The sequence below is a fragment of the Pseudomonas sp. LBUM1671 genome (genome assembly GCF_059695685.1).
The window spans coordinates 5,740,874-5,755,850 of sequence record NZ_CP166782.1 but is presented as its reverse complement, the minus strand read 5'-3'; the positions used below and the strand labels follow the sequence as shown (position 1 = coordinate 5,755,850).

At 60.1% G+C, this 14,977-nt stretch carries 13 protein-coding genes; 4 read left to right on the top strand and 9 right to left on the bottom strand.

The genetic code is table 11. The annotated features are described in order from the left end of the window. Positions 1-128: 128 nt before the first annotated feature. Positions 129-1,499 (top strand): cell envelope integrity protein CreD, encoded by a 1,371-nt coding sequence (gene creD, locus ACA060_RS26665; protein WP_109635408.1) that lies wholly within the window; start codon positions 129-131, stop codon positions 1,497-1,499. Further along, positions 1,496-1,687, top strand: coding sequence for a hypothetical protein (locus tag ACA060_RS26660; RefSeq protein WP_497314145.1), 192 nt, complete (start codon positions 1,496-1,498; stop codon positions 1,685-1,687). Before creD ends, ACA060_RS26660 begins: the two co-directional genes overlap by 4 nt. A gap of 22 nt (positions 1,688-1,709) precedes the next feature. Here the strand turns inward: ACA060_RS26660 and ACA060_RS26655 are convergent, their stop codons facing one another. From ACA060_RS26655 to ACA060_RS26620, 8 genes are all read right to left on the bottom strand, one after another. Further along, the gene (locus ACA060_RS26655; RefSeq protein WP_497314143.1) at positions 1,710-2,339 is read right to left on the bottom strand and encodes a glutathione S-transferase; all 630 of its coding nucleotides are present in this window, start codon (positions 2,337-2,339) and stop codon (positions 1,710-1,712) included. Between the two features lie 157 nt (positions 2,340-2,496). Further along, on the bottom strand, positions 2,497-2,676 hold the full coding sequence (locus ACA060_RS26650) for a hypothetical protein (protein ID WP_010467072.1): 180 nt from the start codon (positions 2,674-2,676) through the stop codon (positions 2,497-2,499). Then, a complete protein-coding gene (locus ACA060_RS26645) occupies positions 2,673-3,806 on the bottom strand; it encodes a PepSY-associated TM helix domain-containing protein (protein ID WP_497314141.1) in 1,134 nt (377 codons plus the stop codon). Before ACA060_RS26645 ends, ACA060_RS26650 begins: the two co-directional genes overlap by 4 nt. 71 nt (positions 3,807-3,877) lie before the next feature. Next, positions 3,878-6,304 (bottom strand): TonB-dependent siderophore receptor, encoded by a 2,427-nt coding sequence (locus tag ACA060_RS26640; RefSeq protein WP_497314139.1) that lies wholly within the window; start codon positions 6,302-6,304, stop codon positions 3,878-3,880. A 235-nt stretch (positions 6,305-6,539) separates the two neighbouring features. After that, a complete protein-coding gene (locus ACA060_RS26635; protein ID WP_497314137.1) occupies positions 6,540-7,511 on the bottom strand; it encodes a FecR domain-containing protein in 972 nt (323 codons plus the stop codon). Then, the gene (locus tag ACA060_RS26630; RefSeq protein ID WP_497314135.1) at positions 7,508-8,026 is read right to left on the bottom strand and encodes an RNA polymerase sigma factor; all 519 of its coding nucleotides are present in this window, start codon (positions 8,024-8,026) and stop codon (positions 7,508-7,510) included. Before ACA060_RS26630 ends, ACA060_RS26635 begins: the two co-directional genes overlap by 4 nt. 257 nt (positions 8,027-8,283) lie before the next feature. Continuing rightward, positions 8,284-8,991, bottom strand: a complete 708-nt coding sequence (locus tag ACA060_RS26625) for a 3'-5' exonuclease (protein WP_109635396.1) — start codon at positions 8,989-8,991, stop codon at positions 8,284-8,286. Further along, positions 8,988-10,928: a putative nucleotidyltransferase substrate binding domain-containing protein gene (locus ACA060_RS26620; RefSeq protein ID WP_109635394.1), complete on the bottom strand. Its 1,941-nt coding sequence runs from the start codon at positions 10,926-10,928 to the stop codon at positions 8,988-8,990. The genes ACA060_RS26625 and ACA060_RS26620 overlap by 4 nt, the downstream gene beginning before the upstream one ends. A gap of 255 nt (positions 10,929-11,183) precedes the next feature. On the opposite strand from ACA060_RS26620, the gene ACA060_RS26615 reads away from it, so the two are divergent. Continuing rightward, a complete protein-coding gene (locus ACA060_RS26615) occupies positions 11,184-11,645 on the top strand; it encodes a response regulator (RefSeq protein ID WP_497314133.1) in 462 nt (153 codons plus the stop codon). A gap of 58 nt (positions 11,646-11,703) precedes the next feature. Here the strand turns inward: ACA060_RS26615 and ACA060_RS26610 are convergent, their stop codons facing one another. Then, positions 11,704-13,881, bottom strand: a complete 2,178-nt coding sequence (locus ACA060_RS26610; protein ID WP_497314131.1) for a malate synthase G — start codon at positions 13,879-13,881, stop codon at positions 11,704-11,706. A gap of 558 nt (positions 13,882-14,439) precedes the next feature. Here ACA060_RS26610 and ACA060_RS26605 point away from each other — a divergent pair. Next, positions 14,440-14,958, top strand: a complete 519-nt coding sequence (locus tag ACA060_RS26605; protein ID WP_094470306.1) for a glycine cleavage system transcriptional repressor — start codon at positions 14,440-14,442, stop codon at positions 14,956-14,958. Positions 14,959-14,977 lie beyond the last annotated feature (19 nt).

Genomic DNA, 14,977 nt, shown 5'->3' with positions numbered 1-14,977 from the left:
TCTGGGAAGAGGGTTGGGGTGAGGGGTGGATCTTCCGCTGAAACACTCTCCACAAAGTCTCCACATTCCCCCCACAAAACCCCCACACACCCCTCCCAGACTCTCCCCATCCAAACAGGGAGAGTCCCATGAACCGCAGCCTGACCATAAAACTCGGGGCCATTGCCCTTCTGATTCTGTTATTGCTCATTCCGTTGCTGATGATTAACGGCGTCATCCAGGACCGCCAGCAATTGCGTGATGGCGTGCTTGAAGACATTGCCCGCAGTTCCAGCTACAGCCAGCAACTGAGCGGACCGTTGATGGTGGTGCCGTATCGCAAAGTGGTGCGCACCTGGAAACTCAACGAGAAAACCAACGAGCGCTATCAGGAAGTCGGTGAAGAACGCGGTCGTCTTTATTTCCTCCCGGAGCGCTTCGAGCTCGACGGCCAGGTGCAGACCGAACTGCGTTCCCGAGGCATTTACGAGGCGCGGCTGTTCCACGCCGACAACCGTATCAGCGGGCATTTCTCGGTCCCGGCGCAACTGGGCATCAAGGAGGACTTCGCTGATTACCAGTTCGACCAGCCGTTTCTGGCCGTCGGCATCAGCGACATTCGCGGCATCGAAAACGCCCTGAAACTCGAACTCAATGACCAGCGCCTGGACTTTGTTCCAGGCACTCAGGTGGGCTGGTTAGGCGAAGGTGTTCACGTGACGTTGCCGGCGCTGGATGCGAAGCAAGCCACGGAGTTGACCTTCGGTTTCGACCTGCGGCTGCAAGGCACCGGTCAGTTGCAGATCCTTCCAGTGGGCAAGACCAGCAAAGTGTCGCTGAGCGCCAACTGGCCGCACCCAAGCTTCATAGGCAATTACCTGCCGGCCCAGCGTGAAGTCACCGATCAAGGCTTTACCGCCAACTGGCAGACCTCGTTTTTCTCCACCAATCTGCAGGAAGCGCTAAGCAGCTGCGTGTCTGGCGGTGGTTGCGAGGCATACAACGGCCGCAGCTTCGGCGTGAGCTTCATCGATCCGGTGGACCAGTACCTGAAGAGCGATCGGGCGATCAAATATGCACTGCTGTTCATCGTGCTGACCTTCGCCGGATTCTTCCTCTTCGAAGTGCTGAAAAGCCTGGCGGTGCACCCGGTGCAATACGCATTGGTGGGCGTGGCGCTGGCGTTCTTTTACCTGTTGCTGCTGTCGCTGTCCGAGCACATTGGTTTTGCCCTGGCTTATCTGTTGTCGGCGGGCGGCTGCGTGTTGTTGATCGGCTTTTATGTCTGCCATGTGCTGCGCAGCGTGCGTCACGGCTTGAGCTTTTCGGCGGGGTTGGCGGCGCTGTATGGCTTGCTCTACGGCTTGTTGAGTGCCGAGGATTACGCGCTGTTGATGGGCTCGCTGTTGCTGTTCGGCTTGCTCGGTGTGTTCATGGTGCTGACCCGCAAGCTGGATTGGTACGGAATCGGGCCGAAGCCGGCCAAGCCGCTGGCGTTTGATATTGGAGCGGTGGAATGAGCCGGTCGCTGGGGTTGCGTGAGGATCAGCGGGAAGGGCAAGTGTTGGCGACGCTGGTTCATGGGCTGTTTCCGATGGATCCGGTGTGGTGCCATCGCGAGCAGGCTCGCTCCCACAAGGGATCTCCAGTGAACACAAGGTTCGTGCACACCACCGATCAACTGTGGGAGCGAGCCTGCTCGCGATGAGGCCGGAACAGTCGGCGCAGGTCTATACCTTAGGCATCGTCGCCACCATCGAAGGCCGCTGACTCACTTCAAAATACCAGGCCGCCAACTGCGGATTCGCCTCGCGCCATCCCAGATCCGGATGGCGCAAGTCGAGGTAACCCAACGCACATGCCACGCTGATCGCCGCCACATCAAAATGGCTGGTCAGCTCGGCAATCGCATCCTTCTCCAACAGCGCCAATGCGCGACGAATCTTGTTGCGCTGGCCATCGAGCCATTCGTCCCAATGCTTCTCGGGGGCTCGCAGGACCATTTCATACCGAACCATCACCGAAGCGTCCATGATCCCGTCGGCCAGGGAGGCCAGGGTCAAACGGCGCCAGCGGGCCGAACCGTCGCGGGGGATCAGCGGATTGCCGACGTGTTGATGGTCGAGGTAATCGAGGATCACCCGGCTGTCATGGATGACGTTGCCGTCGGCCAGGCGCAGGGCCGGGATCTTGCCCAGCGGGTTGTCTTCGTTGAGCGCCTGATCCGGGCTAACCGGTGTGAGCACGCAGTCTTGCAACGCCACGCGGTCGGTCTGACCGGTTTCGTGCAACAGCACCATGACTTTGCGAACGAAGGGCGATAACGAATTGTGGAACAGGGTCATGCTGGGGGCGGACATGGCAGCGTCTCGGAGTTGGGCAGTGCTGGGCAGCATAGCGCGTTCAAGAGATTGCTCAAAATCGTGGGGGCGAGCCTGCTCGCGAAGAGGTCGTTTACATTCAGCACCCCTGTTGAATGTCAGGCCGCCATCGCGAGCAGGCTCGCTCCCACAAGGATCAGCGGCGTTGCAGCAGGCCGCGCAGGGCAAGCACAGCGGGGACGCCCAAGCCAAGCCAGCTCAAGGCATCCCAAACGCCATCGCCCAGCAGCGCGGCGAACAGCCCCGCGGCGCTGAGCAGCGCAATTACGGTGGGCGTGGCGAAGACCTTCCAGAAGTTCGACTGTCGTGGCCTCATGCTTGAGCCTCCGCCTGTTCGAGCACCGGTTTTTTCGCCGCCCTGCGCCGCACCACCCACAGATAAACCCCACTGCCCAGCACGACGATGGTCAGCACATCCAGGGTCGCCCAGAGGATTTTCATCGGCATTCCGCCGTAATCACCAAAGTGCAGCGGTTGCGACATGCCCATGGCGTCCATGTACCACGGTCGTTCGGCCACCGCCGTAACTTGCAGGGTACTGGCGTCGATCAACACCGGGGTCAGCAGGTGCGACGTCAGGTGGGTGCTGCCTTTCATGAACACAGCGTAATGGTGTTCGCTGGAAAACCGTGTGCCGGGGAAGGCGATGAAATCGGGTTGCATGCCCGGTGCGACGTCTTTGGCGATGTCGAGCAAACGAGTCGCCGGCGCCAATTGCGTCAGCGGTGGCGCATCGCGATACGGCGCGATCATCGTGCTCAAGGCGTCGTTACGCCATGCGGCGATCAGCAGGTCGGCGCAAGCACTGATCACGCCGGTAACCCCGACCACCAGCGCCCAGGTCAGGGTGACCACCCCGATCAAGTTGTGCAGGTCGAGCCAGCGCAGGCGAGTGGATTTGTCCTGACGCACGGTGGCGAATTTCAAGCGGCGCATGAACGGCAGGTACAGCACCATCCCGGAAACAATCGCCACGACAAACATCAGTCCCATGAACGCCAGCAGCAACTTGCCCGGCAGACCGGCGAACATGTCCACGTGCAGACGCAGCATCACCATCATGAAACCGCCATTGGCCGACGGCATCTCCAGCGCTTCACCGGTGCGGGCGTCGAGCATGAAGGTGTGCGACGAATTGGGTTCGGTGCCGGCGGTGGCGGCCATGATGGCGATCGCGGCGTTGGGTTCTTCCTCGTCGAAGCCGAAATACTGCATGACTTCACCGGGGCGATGTTTTTCCGCCGCCTGCACCAACTGCTGCAAATTCAGTTGCGGGGTGTCCGCCGGCATGTGCTTCAACTCGGCGGCATCGCCCAGCAGATGGTCGATCTCGTGGTGAAAGATCAACGGCAGGCCGGTCAGTGCCAGCATCAACAGGAACACGGTGCAGATCAGGCTGGTCCAGGTGTGAATACATGACCAGCGGCGAATCGTTTTGCTTTTCATTTGTTGGCCTTCAGAAATACCAAAGCCGTCCTCGAGGGACGGCTTGGTCTTGGAGCGTTCAGATCAGGCAATTACCACTTGTAAGTTGCACTGGCGACGACGCTGCGCTGGTCGCCGTAGTAGCAATAGAAACTGTCACAGGTGGAGATGTAGTCCTTGTCCAGCAGGTTGGTCGCGTTCAGTGCCAGCGATGCGCCTTTCAGACTGTTGTCCAGACGGCCTAGGTCGTAATGGACCGCCGCGTCGAACACGGTATAGGCATCGGCCTTGCCCAGCCAGGTGTTGCCCTGATCACCGTAGGTATTGCCGGTGTAGCGAGCGCCGGCACCAATGCCGAAGCCGTCCAGCACGCCGGCGTGCCAGGTGTAATCGGCCCACAGCGAAGCCTGTTGGTTAGGCATCAATTGCAGGCGATTGCCCTTGTTGTCGCCTTTCTGCACTTCGGACTTGGCCAGGGTGTAGGCGGCGATGATTTTCAGGTTTTCGGTGACGTCGGATACCGCTTCCAGCTCCAGGCCTTTCACTTTCACTTCGCCGGTCTGGCTGGTGATCGGTGTGGCGCCGACGGTGGTGGTGACCGAAACGTTTTTCTGGGTCAGGTCATACACCGCCGCACTGAGCAGGGTGTTGCTGCCCGGTGGCTGGTACTTGATGCCCAGTTCCCACTGCTTGCCTTCGGTCGGCTTGAACGACTCGGTGGTCGAAGCCGATGCGCCGGTGGTCGGCTGGAACGATTCGGCGTACGACAGGTACGGCACGAAGCCCGAGTCAAACACGTAGCTGATCGCCGCGTTGCCGCTGAAGGCCTTGTCGCGCTCGGTGTTGGTGGCGTCGCCCTTGTTGAAGAACTCAGTGCTGGTGTGGACCCAATCCTCACGTCCGCCGACGGTCAGGCGCCATTGGTCGAGGACCATTTGATCCTGCACATACAGGCCGGTCTGATAGGTCTTCTGGTTGTAGTCGTAGAACGCGGTAGAACGCGGCGGACGAACGATTGGCTGGCCATAGATCGGGTTGTTGACGTTGGTGGTCAGCCCGTCGCCGAAAATCGAGGTGTAGTTGGTGTTGCTGCGCTGGTGGTCGAGACCCAGCAGCAGGGTGTGACGGACATCGCCGGTGGCGAAGTCGGCCTGGAAATTGTTGTCCACGGCGAACTGGCTGATGTCTTCATCGACGATGGTGCTGGTGCGCCCGACGTTGCCGTCGCTATCCACCTGGGTGAACGGGTAGGAGCCGACGGTGAGCCCCTGGAACGACAGATCGGATTTGGTGTAACGCAGGTTCTGCTTGAACTGCCAGACATCGTTCAAACGATGTTCGAACGCATAGCCCAGCGCGTAGTAGGTGCGGTCGTAGTATTCCCAGTCCGGATCGCCGAGGTTCTTGTGATGGGAAACCTTGCCGAACGGCATGTCGATCTTGGTGCCCTGCACCGGCAGGAACTGGCTGGTAATGCCGGTATCGTCGCGGGTGAATTGCGTGAGCAGGGTGAACCTGGTGTCTTCGTCGATGTTCCAGGTCAGGCTTGGCGCGATGTTGTAGCGCTTGTTGTCGACGTGGTCGATCTGCGTGCCGCTGTCGCGCACCACGCCGCTCAGGCTGTAGAGGAACTGACCTTCATCATCGATCTTGCCGGTGCTGGCGAAGTTGATCTGGCGCTGGTTGTCGCTGCCGTATTGCAGCTGGATCTCGTGGCTGTCTTCAGCGGTTGGACGGCGGCTGACCATGTCGAGCAGGCCGCCCGGCGGGGTCTGGCCGTAAACCGACGACGCCGGGCCGCGCAGCAGGGCGAGGCGATCGAGGTTCCAGGTTTCCTGTTTCGGGTTGGCGTAGACGCCTTTTGGCAGCGGCAGGCCGTCAAGGAACTGGGTCGGTTCGAAACCGCGTACCCGCAGCCAGTCGGCGCGGGTGTCGCTGCCGTAGCTGCTGGCGACGATACCGGGCATGTAGCGCACGGCGTCGTCGAGGTTCTGCACATTGCGATCTTCCATTTGCTGGCGGGTCGCGACCGAAATCGAGCGCGGCGCTTCGACCAGCGCGGTATCGGTCTTGGTGCCGGCGGCGGTGCGCGTGGCCACGTAGCCTTCGACCGGGCCCCAGGCGCTTTCAGTATTTTCGACGCCGATGACGGCGGTTTCCGGCAGGGCCAGCGTGCCCTCGGGGATGGCGACCAGGCTGTAGGTGCCGGCGCTGCTTTGTTCCAATTGCAGACCGGTGCCGCGCAGGGCTTCACGCAGGGCGGTAGCGGCGTCGAACTGGCCCTTGACCGGCGCGGAAGTCTTGCCCGCGGCCAGCGATGGATTCAACGACAGCGCGAGGCCCGCCTGGCCGGCGATCTGATTCAGGGTGCTGGCCAGCGGCGCGGCCGGCAGGTTGTAGGCGCGAACGCTGGACGCCTGTTCGGCGGCAATCAGCTGACTGCTGGCCAGCGGGGCGCAAAGGGCAATGGCAACTGCCAGCAAGCTGGGGCGCAACAAGGTGTCTAGCGAGCGGGACATACAGCGGCTCCTGAATGGAAATATTTCTCAATTGCCTAGGTGCCGAACGAGAATCCAAAAGTGATAGGGCTGGATGAAAATAATTTCGATTCATCAATTGCGGTGAGGCTGATGACCCCATCGCGGGCAAGCCACGCTCCCACAGGTTTTGTGTCGAGCAGGAAATCTGTGAATGACACCAAACCCTGTGGGAGCGGGCTTGCCCGCGAAGGCGGCCTAGCAGGCGCAACACCTCTCAGGGCTTGGCTTCAGCCTTCGCCACCGTCACCCACCACGGCGTGTGCTGTTCAATCTGCACGGGCAGGGTCGGCAGCAGCGCACTCAAGGCCTTGTCGGTGTCGTGCAGGGGGAAGCTGCCGGTGATCCGCAAGTCAGCAACCTCCGGCGCAACGCCCAAATGCCCGCGTCGATAGCGACCGAGTTCGTGCACCAGGTCTTCCAGTCGTGCGTTGTCCACCACCAGCATGCCGCGGGTCCAGGCATCGGCGCCGAGGTTCAGCGCGACGATTGGGCCCAGGCCATTGCTGCGCATCAGCACTTGCTGGCCTTCACGCAGGATCTGCTCCTCAGGACTCGATTCCGGATGGGCCGCCACTGCGGACTGCAACACGCTCAGCCGCGTGCCGTCGTCCTCGCGTTTGACCAGGAACCGCGTGCCCAGCGCGCGCAGGCTGCCTTCGCGGGTTTCGACGATAAACGGCCGGGCATCGCCGTGACCGGTTTCGACGAGAATCTCGCCTTCCTGAAGGATGATCAGCCGCTGCTTCTCATCGAAGCGCACATCCACGGCGCTGTGGGTGTTGAGGTTGATCAGCGTGCCGTCGGTCAGGCGCAGGGTGCGCTGCTCGCCGGTGGCGGTGCGCTGGTCGGCCAGCCAATAGTCGATGGGCAGATAACGATCACCGGTGAACAGCGCCAGTCCGATCACTGCGATGATGCTGGCCAGGCCACTGCCGAGCTTACGTACCCGCCGGCGAATGCTTTCGCGCGATTGCAGTAACGCCGTGCGAGCCGGGCCGCTGGCGACGCTGAAACGCTGGTCGAGCATGCCCAACTGGCGCCACGCCCGAGCGTGTTCCTCGTGGGCGGCGTGCCATTTGGCGAACTCTTCTCGCTCCACCGGATTGCCGGAATCCAGGGACAATTGCCAGGCAATCGCGGCATCCAGCACGTGGGCGGATACCGGTTTGGAACTGACCGGGCTCATACCGGCTCACCGTACAGCGCGATGTAGCACTGACGAATGCCTTGTGCCAGGTACTGACGAACCCGGGGCACCGACACGCCCAGACGCTCGGCGATTTCCGCGTGTCCGAGGCCGTCGAGACGGCTATAGAGAAACGCCGCCCGGGCCTTGCTTGAAAGCTTGCCGAGCAGGCGGTCGATGTTTTTCAGGTCTTCGAGGATCAGCTGCTGTTCTTCCACCGACGGTTGTTCGCCTTCGGGGATCAGCATCAATTCGGTGAGGTAGGCCTGTTCCAGCGCTGCGCGACGGAAATAGTCGAACAGCAAGCCCTTGGCGATCGCCACCAGAAACGCCCGCGGTTCGCGAGGCTCCTTCAGTTCATCGCGGCCCAGCAAGCGCACGAAGGTGTCCTGGCTCAGGTCTTCAGCCCGTTGCGGACAGGCCACATTGCGTCGTAACCAAGCCAATAGCCAACCGCGATGGTCGCGATACAACGCACCAACGAGCTCACTTTGGGGGCTTTGGACTGACGACACGCAGCATCACCGATTGGGAAGTGTTAACTAACGAGAATTGTTCGCGATTGTGGCAGAGGCGGGGGAGGTAAGCAATTGGCCACTGGTCAGGTGAGTTTCCAGGGCATTGTGCAAAGTAACCTGTGGCGAGGGAGCTTGCTCCCGCTGGGGCGCGAAGCGGCCCCTTGCATTTATCCAGGCAGACCCGTATCGCTGATTGACGACTGCTGCGCAGCCGAGCGGGAGCAAGCTCCCTCGCCACAGAAGATTTGCTTGTCTTAAAAGGATGGCACCCGCTGCCGGCGTTTCCATTGGCTCACCCGCTGCTGCAAATTCAACGGGCTATGAATCTGCTGTTGCCGCGCCCGGCTGAACAAAATCAACGCCAGTTCCGCCGTGGCCAACGCATCGGCGCTGGCGTTATGCCGTTCGAAGACTTCCAGCTTGAACCAGTCGATCCACTCATCCAGCCCGGCATCGCGAATGTGCGCCTGCGGACACAGCAGCGGTGCGATGTCCGCCACATCCAGAAACGGATGCTGCAATTTGTAGCCCAAATGGTCCTTCAACGAACGCCCAAGCATGTGTTGATCGAACGGCGCATGAAACGCCAGTACCGGACTGTCACCGACGAATTCCATGAAGTCGAGCAGCGCCAGTCCCGGATCGCTACCGGCGGCAATCTCACTCGGCCCCAGGCCATGAATCAATACGCTGGGCCCCAGCTTCATATCGGCGCATTGCAGCGTGCGTTCGAATTGCTGGCTGAAATCGATTGCGCCGTCCTCGATCACCACCGCGCCGATCGACAACACCCGATCCTTGTTCAAGTTCAGGCCAGTGGTTTCCAGATCGAGCACCACCCAACGCTGCTCGCGCAGGCTGCACTCGCTCAGCTCTGCCGCCGAGGGCAAGCGTTGCAGGCGCTGCTGGAGTTCGCCGGTCAGGCTTGGGCCTGCCGGGCGCAGCCACGAAAACAGGCTCATAGCTGATACCGCAGGGCCAGGCTGCTTTGCAGGCGTTGAGCCTGGCGCAGGGATTCACGAAGGATCCGTCGGTCCAGGTGATTGAGGCTTTCCGGATCGACCCGGTTGGAGTAAGGCAAGTTCTCCCGGGTCTGTAGCTGATGTTGCTGCATGCGGGTTTGCTGGATGAAGTGATACGCCTCTTCATACGCAGCACCGTCCAGCCGTTCAATGACCTCTTTGGCCACCAATTCGCGAAAGCGCTCCAGGGTGTTGTTGGACTCGATGCCATGGGCCAGGGCCAGCAATCGAGCGCCGTCGACGAAAGGCGTCAGGCCCTGAACCTTGAGATCCAGCGTGGCTTTCTCGCCATTCTTGCGCGCCAGCACGAACTCCCGGAAACGTCCTACGGGCGGACGGTTGCGCAAGGCGTTCTCGGCCATCATCCGCTGGAACAGCCGGTTGTCGTTCACCTGATCGAGAATGCCCTGACGCAGCTGATCGCAGCCCTGCTCGTCGCCCCAGACCACGCGCAGGTCAAAATAAATGCTCGAACCCAGCAGATTCTCTGGCGTCGCCTCGCGAATAAACGCCGCAAAGCGTCGCGCCCATTCGGCCCGGGACAAACACAGTTCGGGGTTGCCGGCCATGATGTTGCCCTTGCACAGCGTGAAGCCGCAGAGCGCCAGGCTCTGGTTGATGTGCTGGGCAATCGGCAGCAATTGACCTCGGATTTCGGCGGCATGGGCCGCGTCCCGGGCTTCGAACAGAATGCCGTTGTCCTGATCGGTATGCAGCGTCTGTTCGCGGCGACCTTCGCTACCGAAACACAGCCAGCTGAACGGAATGCCTGGGTCACCTTTCTCGGCGAGGGTCAGTTCGATCACCCGGCACACCGTGTGATCGTTGAGCAGGGTGATGATGTGGGTGATCTGGGTCGAGGAGGCACCGTGCGCCAGCATGCGTTCGACCAATTGGCCGATCTCGCCGCGAATCGCCACCAGGTTTTCCAGTTTCTGGGCGCTGCGAATGGTCCGCGCCAGGTGCACCAGGTCGACCCGTTGCAGTGAAAACAGATCCCGCTCGGACACCACGCCACACAGACGATGGTCTTTCACCAGGCAGACGTGGGCGATGTGGCGCTCGGTCATGGCGATCGCCGCATCGAAAGCGCTGTGGTCCGGCGACAGGAAAAACGGCGCCCGGGTCATGTGCTGTTCGATGGCTTCATTGAAGTCGTCAGTGCCGTCGGCCACCACATGGCGCAGGTCGCGTAGGGTGAAAATGCCCAGCGGGGCTTTGTGCTCGTCGACGATCACGATGCTGCCGACCTGTTGCTCATGCATCAGGGTCACGGCTTCACGCAATGGCGTGGCGGGGCTGCAGGTCACCGGATGACGCATGGCCAATTCGCCCAGCCGCGTGTTCAGTGAATATTGAGTGCCGAGGGTTTCCACGGCTTTTTGCTGGACTTGCTGATTGACCTGATCCAGCAGACTGCTGACACCACGTAGGGCAAAGTCACGAAACGTGGTGGAAAGTGCGAACAGCTTGATGAACGCCAGCTTGTTCAGCTGTAGGCAGAAGGTGTCTTCGGCCGCCAGGTGTTCGGTACGGGTTGCGCGCTCACCCAGTAGCGCGGCGAGGGGGAAACACTCGCCGGTGGTGATTTCAAAGGTGGTTTCGGTGCCGCCCTTGGCCGTATGCGGGCGTTCACCCACGACCCGACCTTGCTTGACGATATAGAAATGCTCAACCGGCCCATCGGCAGGTTTGATGATGCTCTCGCCCGGGGCGTAGAAACGCATCTGGCATTGTTCGACCAGGTACGCCAGGTGCGCGTGTTCCATTTGATTGAACGGCGGGAATCGCTGAAGGAATTGCAAAGTGCCCTGGATGTTCTGCAACACCGCGGTTTTCCCTGCCTGGGTGAAGGCGTCCGCTTTACTCATAACCATGACCGCAGTCTTTTTTTGAATTGTTGTTGTCGGATGACTCAGCCATGGTCGGCCCCTGCGCGCGGGGTGCCCATTGGACGTAAGTCTAGGTCGGGCGTTGCAGGCGTCGGAAGTTAGGAAATGTCTGACGCAAATGCAGGAAAAACCTCCTACATTGGCTATAGGAAAAGTTTCCGACGAAGTGCACATTGTAGGTCTGCTTAGCGATGTCTGACGGAAGTGCTAGGGGATTGAATTGAAAACGTAGAGAAAGCCATGTCCGACCACGATATTTTGAGTGACGCCGAGCGCGAGGCGCTGAGTGCCGTCATGCTTGAACCTGACTTGCCGCCGCAGCGGGTGCTGATCGTCGATGACGATAAAGATGCGCGGGAGTTGTTGTCGGAGATTCTTGCGTTGGACGGTATTCGTTGCATGACTGCCGCCAGTGGCGAAACCGCACTCAAAATGGTGATCGAGAAACCAACGATTGGCCTGGTGATTACCGATTTGCGAATGGGCCACATCGATGGCCTGGACCTGATCCGCCAGGTGCGCGAGTCGGTCAGGGCAGCAATGCCGTTCATCATCGTTTCCGGTGATGCCGATGTGCAAGACGCGATTGCCGCAATGCATCTGAGCGTGGTCGACTTCCTGCTCAAACCTGTCGATACCGGCAAGCTGTTAGAGCTGGTCAAACACGAGCTGGGAATAATGGATGAGCACACACCGATTTAAAACAAAAAGGCCCTGATCTTTCGATCAGGGCCTTTTTTTGTCCGGCGTCAGCGTTCAGTTACAGGCCATTGGCAGCCTTGAACTCGCGACGACGACGGTGCAGGACCGGCTCGGTGTAGCCATTCGGCTGCTTCGTGCCTTCAACCACCAGTTCGACCGCCGCCTGGAAGGCGATGTTGCTGTCGAAGTTGGGTGCCAAAGGACGGTACAGCGCGTCGTTGGCGTTCTGACGGTCAACCACCGGCGCCATGCGCTTGAGGCTTTCCATGACCTGATCTTGCGTGACGATGCCATGACGCAGCCAGTTGGCGATGTGCTGGCTGGAAATACGTAGCGTCGCACGGTCTTCCATCAGGCCGATGTCATTGATGTCCGGCACCTTCGAGCAACCCACGCCCTGATCGATCCAGCGCACCACGTAACCGAGAATGCCCTGGGCGTTGTTGTCCAGTTCGTTCTTGATCTGTTCCGCGGTCCAGCTCGGGTTCACGGCCAGCGGGATGCTCAGGATGTCGTCCACCGAAGCACGGGCGCGTTTGGCCAGCTCGGCCTGACGGGCGAACACGTCAACCTTGTGGTAATGCAGCGCGTGCAGCGCAGCGGCGGTCGGCGATGGAACCCAAGCCGTGTTGGCGCCGGCCAGCGGGTGAGCGATTTTCTGTTCGAGCATCGCGGCCATCAGGTCGGGCATCGCCCACATGCCTTTACCGATCTGGGCGCGACCTTGCAGGCCGGTGCTCAAACCGATATCGACGTTCCAGTTCTCGTAGGCGCCGATCCACTTTTCAGCCTTCATGTCAGCCTTGCGCACCATCGGGCCGGCTTCCATGGAGGTGTGGATTTCGTCGCCGGTGCGGTCGAGGAAACCAGTGTTGATGAACACTACGCGCTCGCTGGCGGCCTTGATGCAGGCCTTGAGGTTGACCGTGGTCCGGCGCTCCTCGTCCATGATCCCGACTTTCAGCGTGTTGCGCGGCAGACCGAGGACTTCTTCGATACGACCGAACAGCTCGTTGGTGAACGCAGCTTCTTCCGGGCCGTGCATTTTCGGTTTCACAATGTAGACCGAACCGGTGCGGCTGTTCTTGCGCGAGCTGTTGCCATTTAGGCTGTGGATCGCCGCCAGGCTGGTGATCAGGCCGTCAAGAATGCCTTCCGGCACTTCGTTGCCGTCTTTGTCGAGAATCGCATCGATGGTCATCAGGTGACCGACGTTACGCACGAACAACAACGAACGACCGTGCAGGCTCAGTTCTTTGCCGTCGACACCGGTGTAGGTGCGATCAGCGTTCATGGTGCGGGTAAAAGTCTGACCGCCCTTGGAGACTTCTTCCGACAGGTCGCCCTTCATCAGGCCGAGCCAGTTGCGGTAGATCACCACTTTGTCATCGGCATCGACAGCGGCGACGGAGTCTTCGCAGTCCATGATGGTGGTCAACGCGGCTTCCATCAGGATGTCTTTGATGCCGGCAGCGTCGGTCTGGCCGACCGGGGTGCTGGCGTCCACCTGGATTTCGAAATGCAGGCCATTGTTTTTCAGCAGGATCGCGGTCGGTGCAGTCGCATCGCCGTGGAAGCCGATCAGCTGAGCGTCGTTGCGCAGGCCGGTGTTGCTGCCGCCTTTAAGGGCGACCACCAGTTTGCCGTCAACGATCTTGTAGCCGGTGGAATCGACGTGAGTGCCGGCCGCCAAGGGCGCGGCTTCGTCGAGGAAGGCGCGGGCGAAGGCAATGACCTTGTCGCCGCGAACCTTGTTATAGCCTTTGCCTTTTTCCGCGCCGTCGGCTTCGCTGATGGCGTCGGTGCCGTAGAGCGCGTCGTACAACGAACCCCAGCGGGCGTTCGAGGCATTGAGCGCGAAACGGGCATTCATTACCGGCACCACGAGCTGTGGACCGGCCATGCGGGCGATTTCGTCATCGACGTTTTGCGTCGTTGCCTGGAAATCGGCCGCTTCTGGCAGCAGATAACCGATGTCTTGCAAGAAGGCTTTATAGGCCACAGCGTCGTGTGATTGACCGGCACGGGATTGGTGCCAGCCATCGATACGAGCCTGGAAATCATCGCGTTTGGCGAGTAGGGCTTTGTTCTTCGGCGCCAGGTCATGAATGACCTTGTCGGCACCGGCCCAGAACTTATCGGCGGTGAGGCCGGTACCGGGAATGGCTTCGTTGTTCACGAAGTCGAACAGGACTTTGGCGACCTGCAGGCCACCGACTTGAACGTGTTCAGTCATTGCTTGCCTCACTCTGCTCAGCTATTTCGCTTTTCAGCTCTTCAAATTAACAATGAAGCCTCTGGCTATTTAAACCACAAACCCCTTCCACCAGTACATGCCATTTCGGGCGGCTGGGATGGAACCGATCAACGGCGTTGAGGCCTTGCTGATAGGGCTTTCAGGGCTGCGACTGTGCCGGTGGCAGACATCGATCCAACGTTATGTAGTGCGCGCTGCGGCATACTACATGATGAATTGCGCTTGTGAAAATTAGACTAATTACGTCGTTCTGCGACCCCATGACGCATTGCGGTCACGTCGGGGATGGGGATGTTCTCAAAAAAGTATTAGATTGTTCCAGTTAAATATATGAAGTTGTACACGATTTGTTTTTTTTAGCGGTATAGGCGGCGCTTGCCTTCGCGAGCAAGCCCGCTCCCACAGGTCCTGCGCAATCCTTGTGGGAGCGGGCTTGCTCGCGAAGGCGTCAGGCGATTCAGCGCAGGACCAGCGCAGAAACGGCCCTTGCCTATACTTGCTTTTCTATAACAAAAGTCATGACTAGAGGGCTGCGCCATGGACCACCTCGTACTCACTGTTTTCGCTCCGGACAAGCCAGGGCAGGTCGAGCGCATTGCCCAGTGCATTGCCGAGCATGGCGGCAACTGGCTGGAGAGCCGCATGTCGCGTATGGCCGGGCAGTTTGCCGGGATTCTCCGGGTGGGTGTGCCGGCCGAAGCCTACGATGAGCTGGTCGATGCTCTGAAGGCGTTGTCCGCCCACGGTATTCGCGTGCTGATCGCCGAAAGCGGCATCGAGCAATCCTGCACCTGGAAGCCTATTGCCATGGAATTGGTGGGTAATGACCGCCCCGGGATTGTCCGCGACATTACCCGCTTGCTGAGTGAACAAGGGGTGAACCTGGAGCGACTGGTGACCGAAGTGCGTCCGGCGCCGATGAGCAGCGAGCCGCTGTTTCACGCTGAAGCCATTCTGGCGGTGCCGCTCACCTTGTCTCTGGATGTATTGCAGTCACGGCTGGAAACCTTGGCCGACGACCTGATGGTGGAGTTGGTGCTGCGCAGCGAACCCTGACAGGGTTATCCAAGTTATA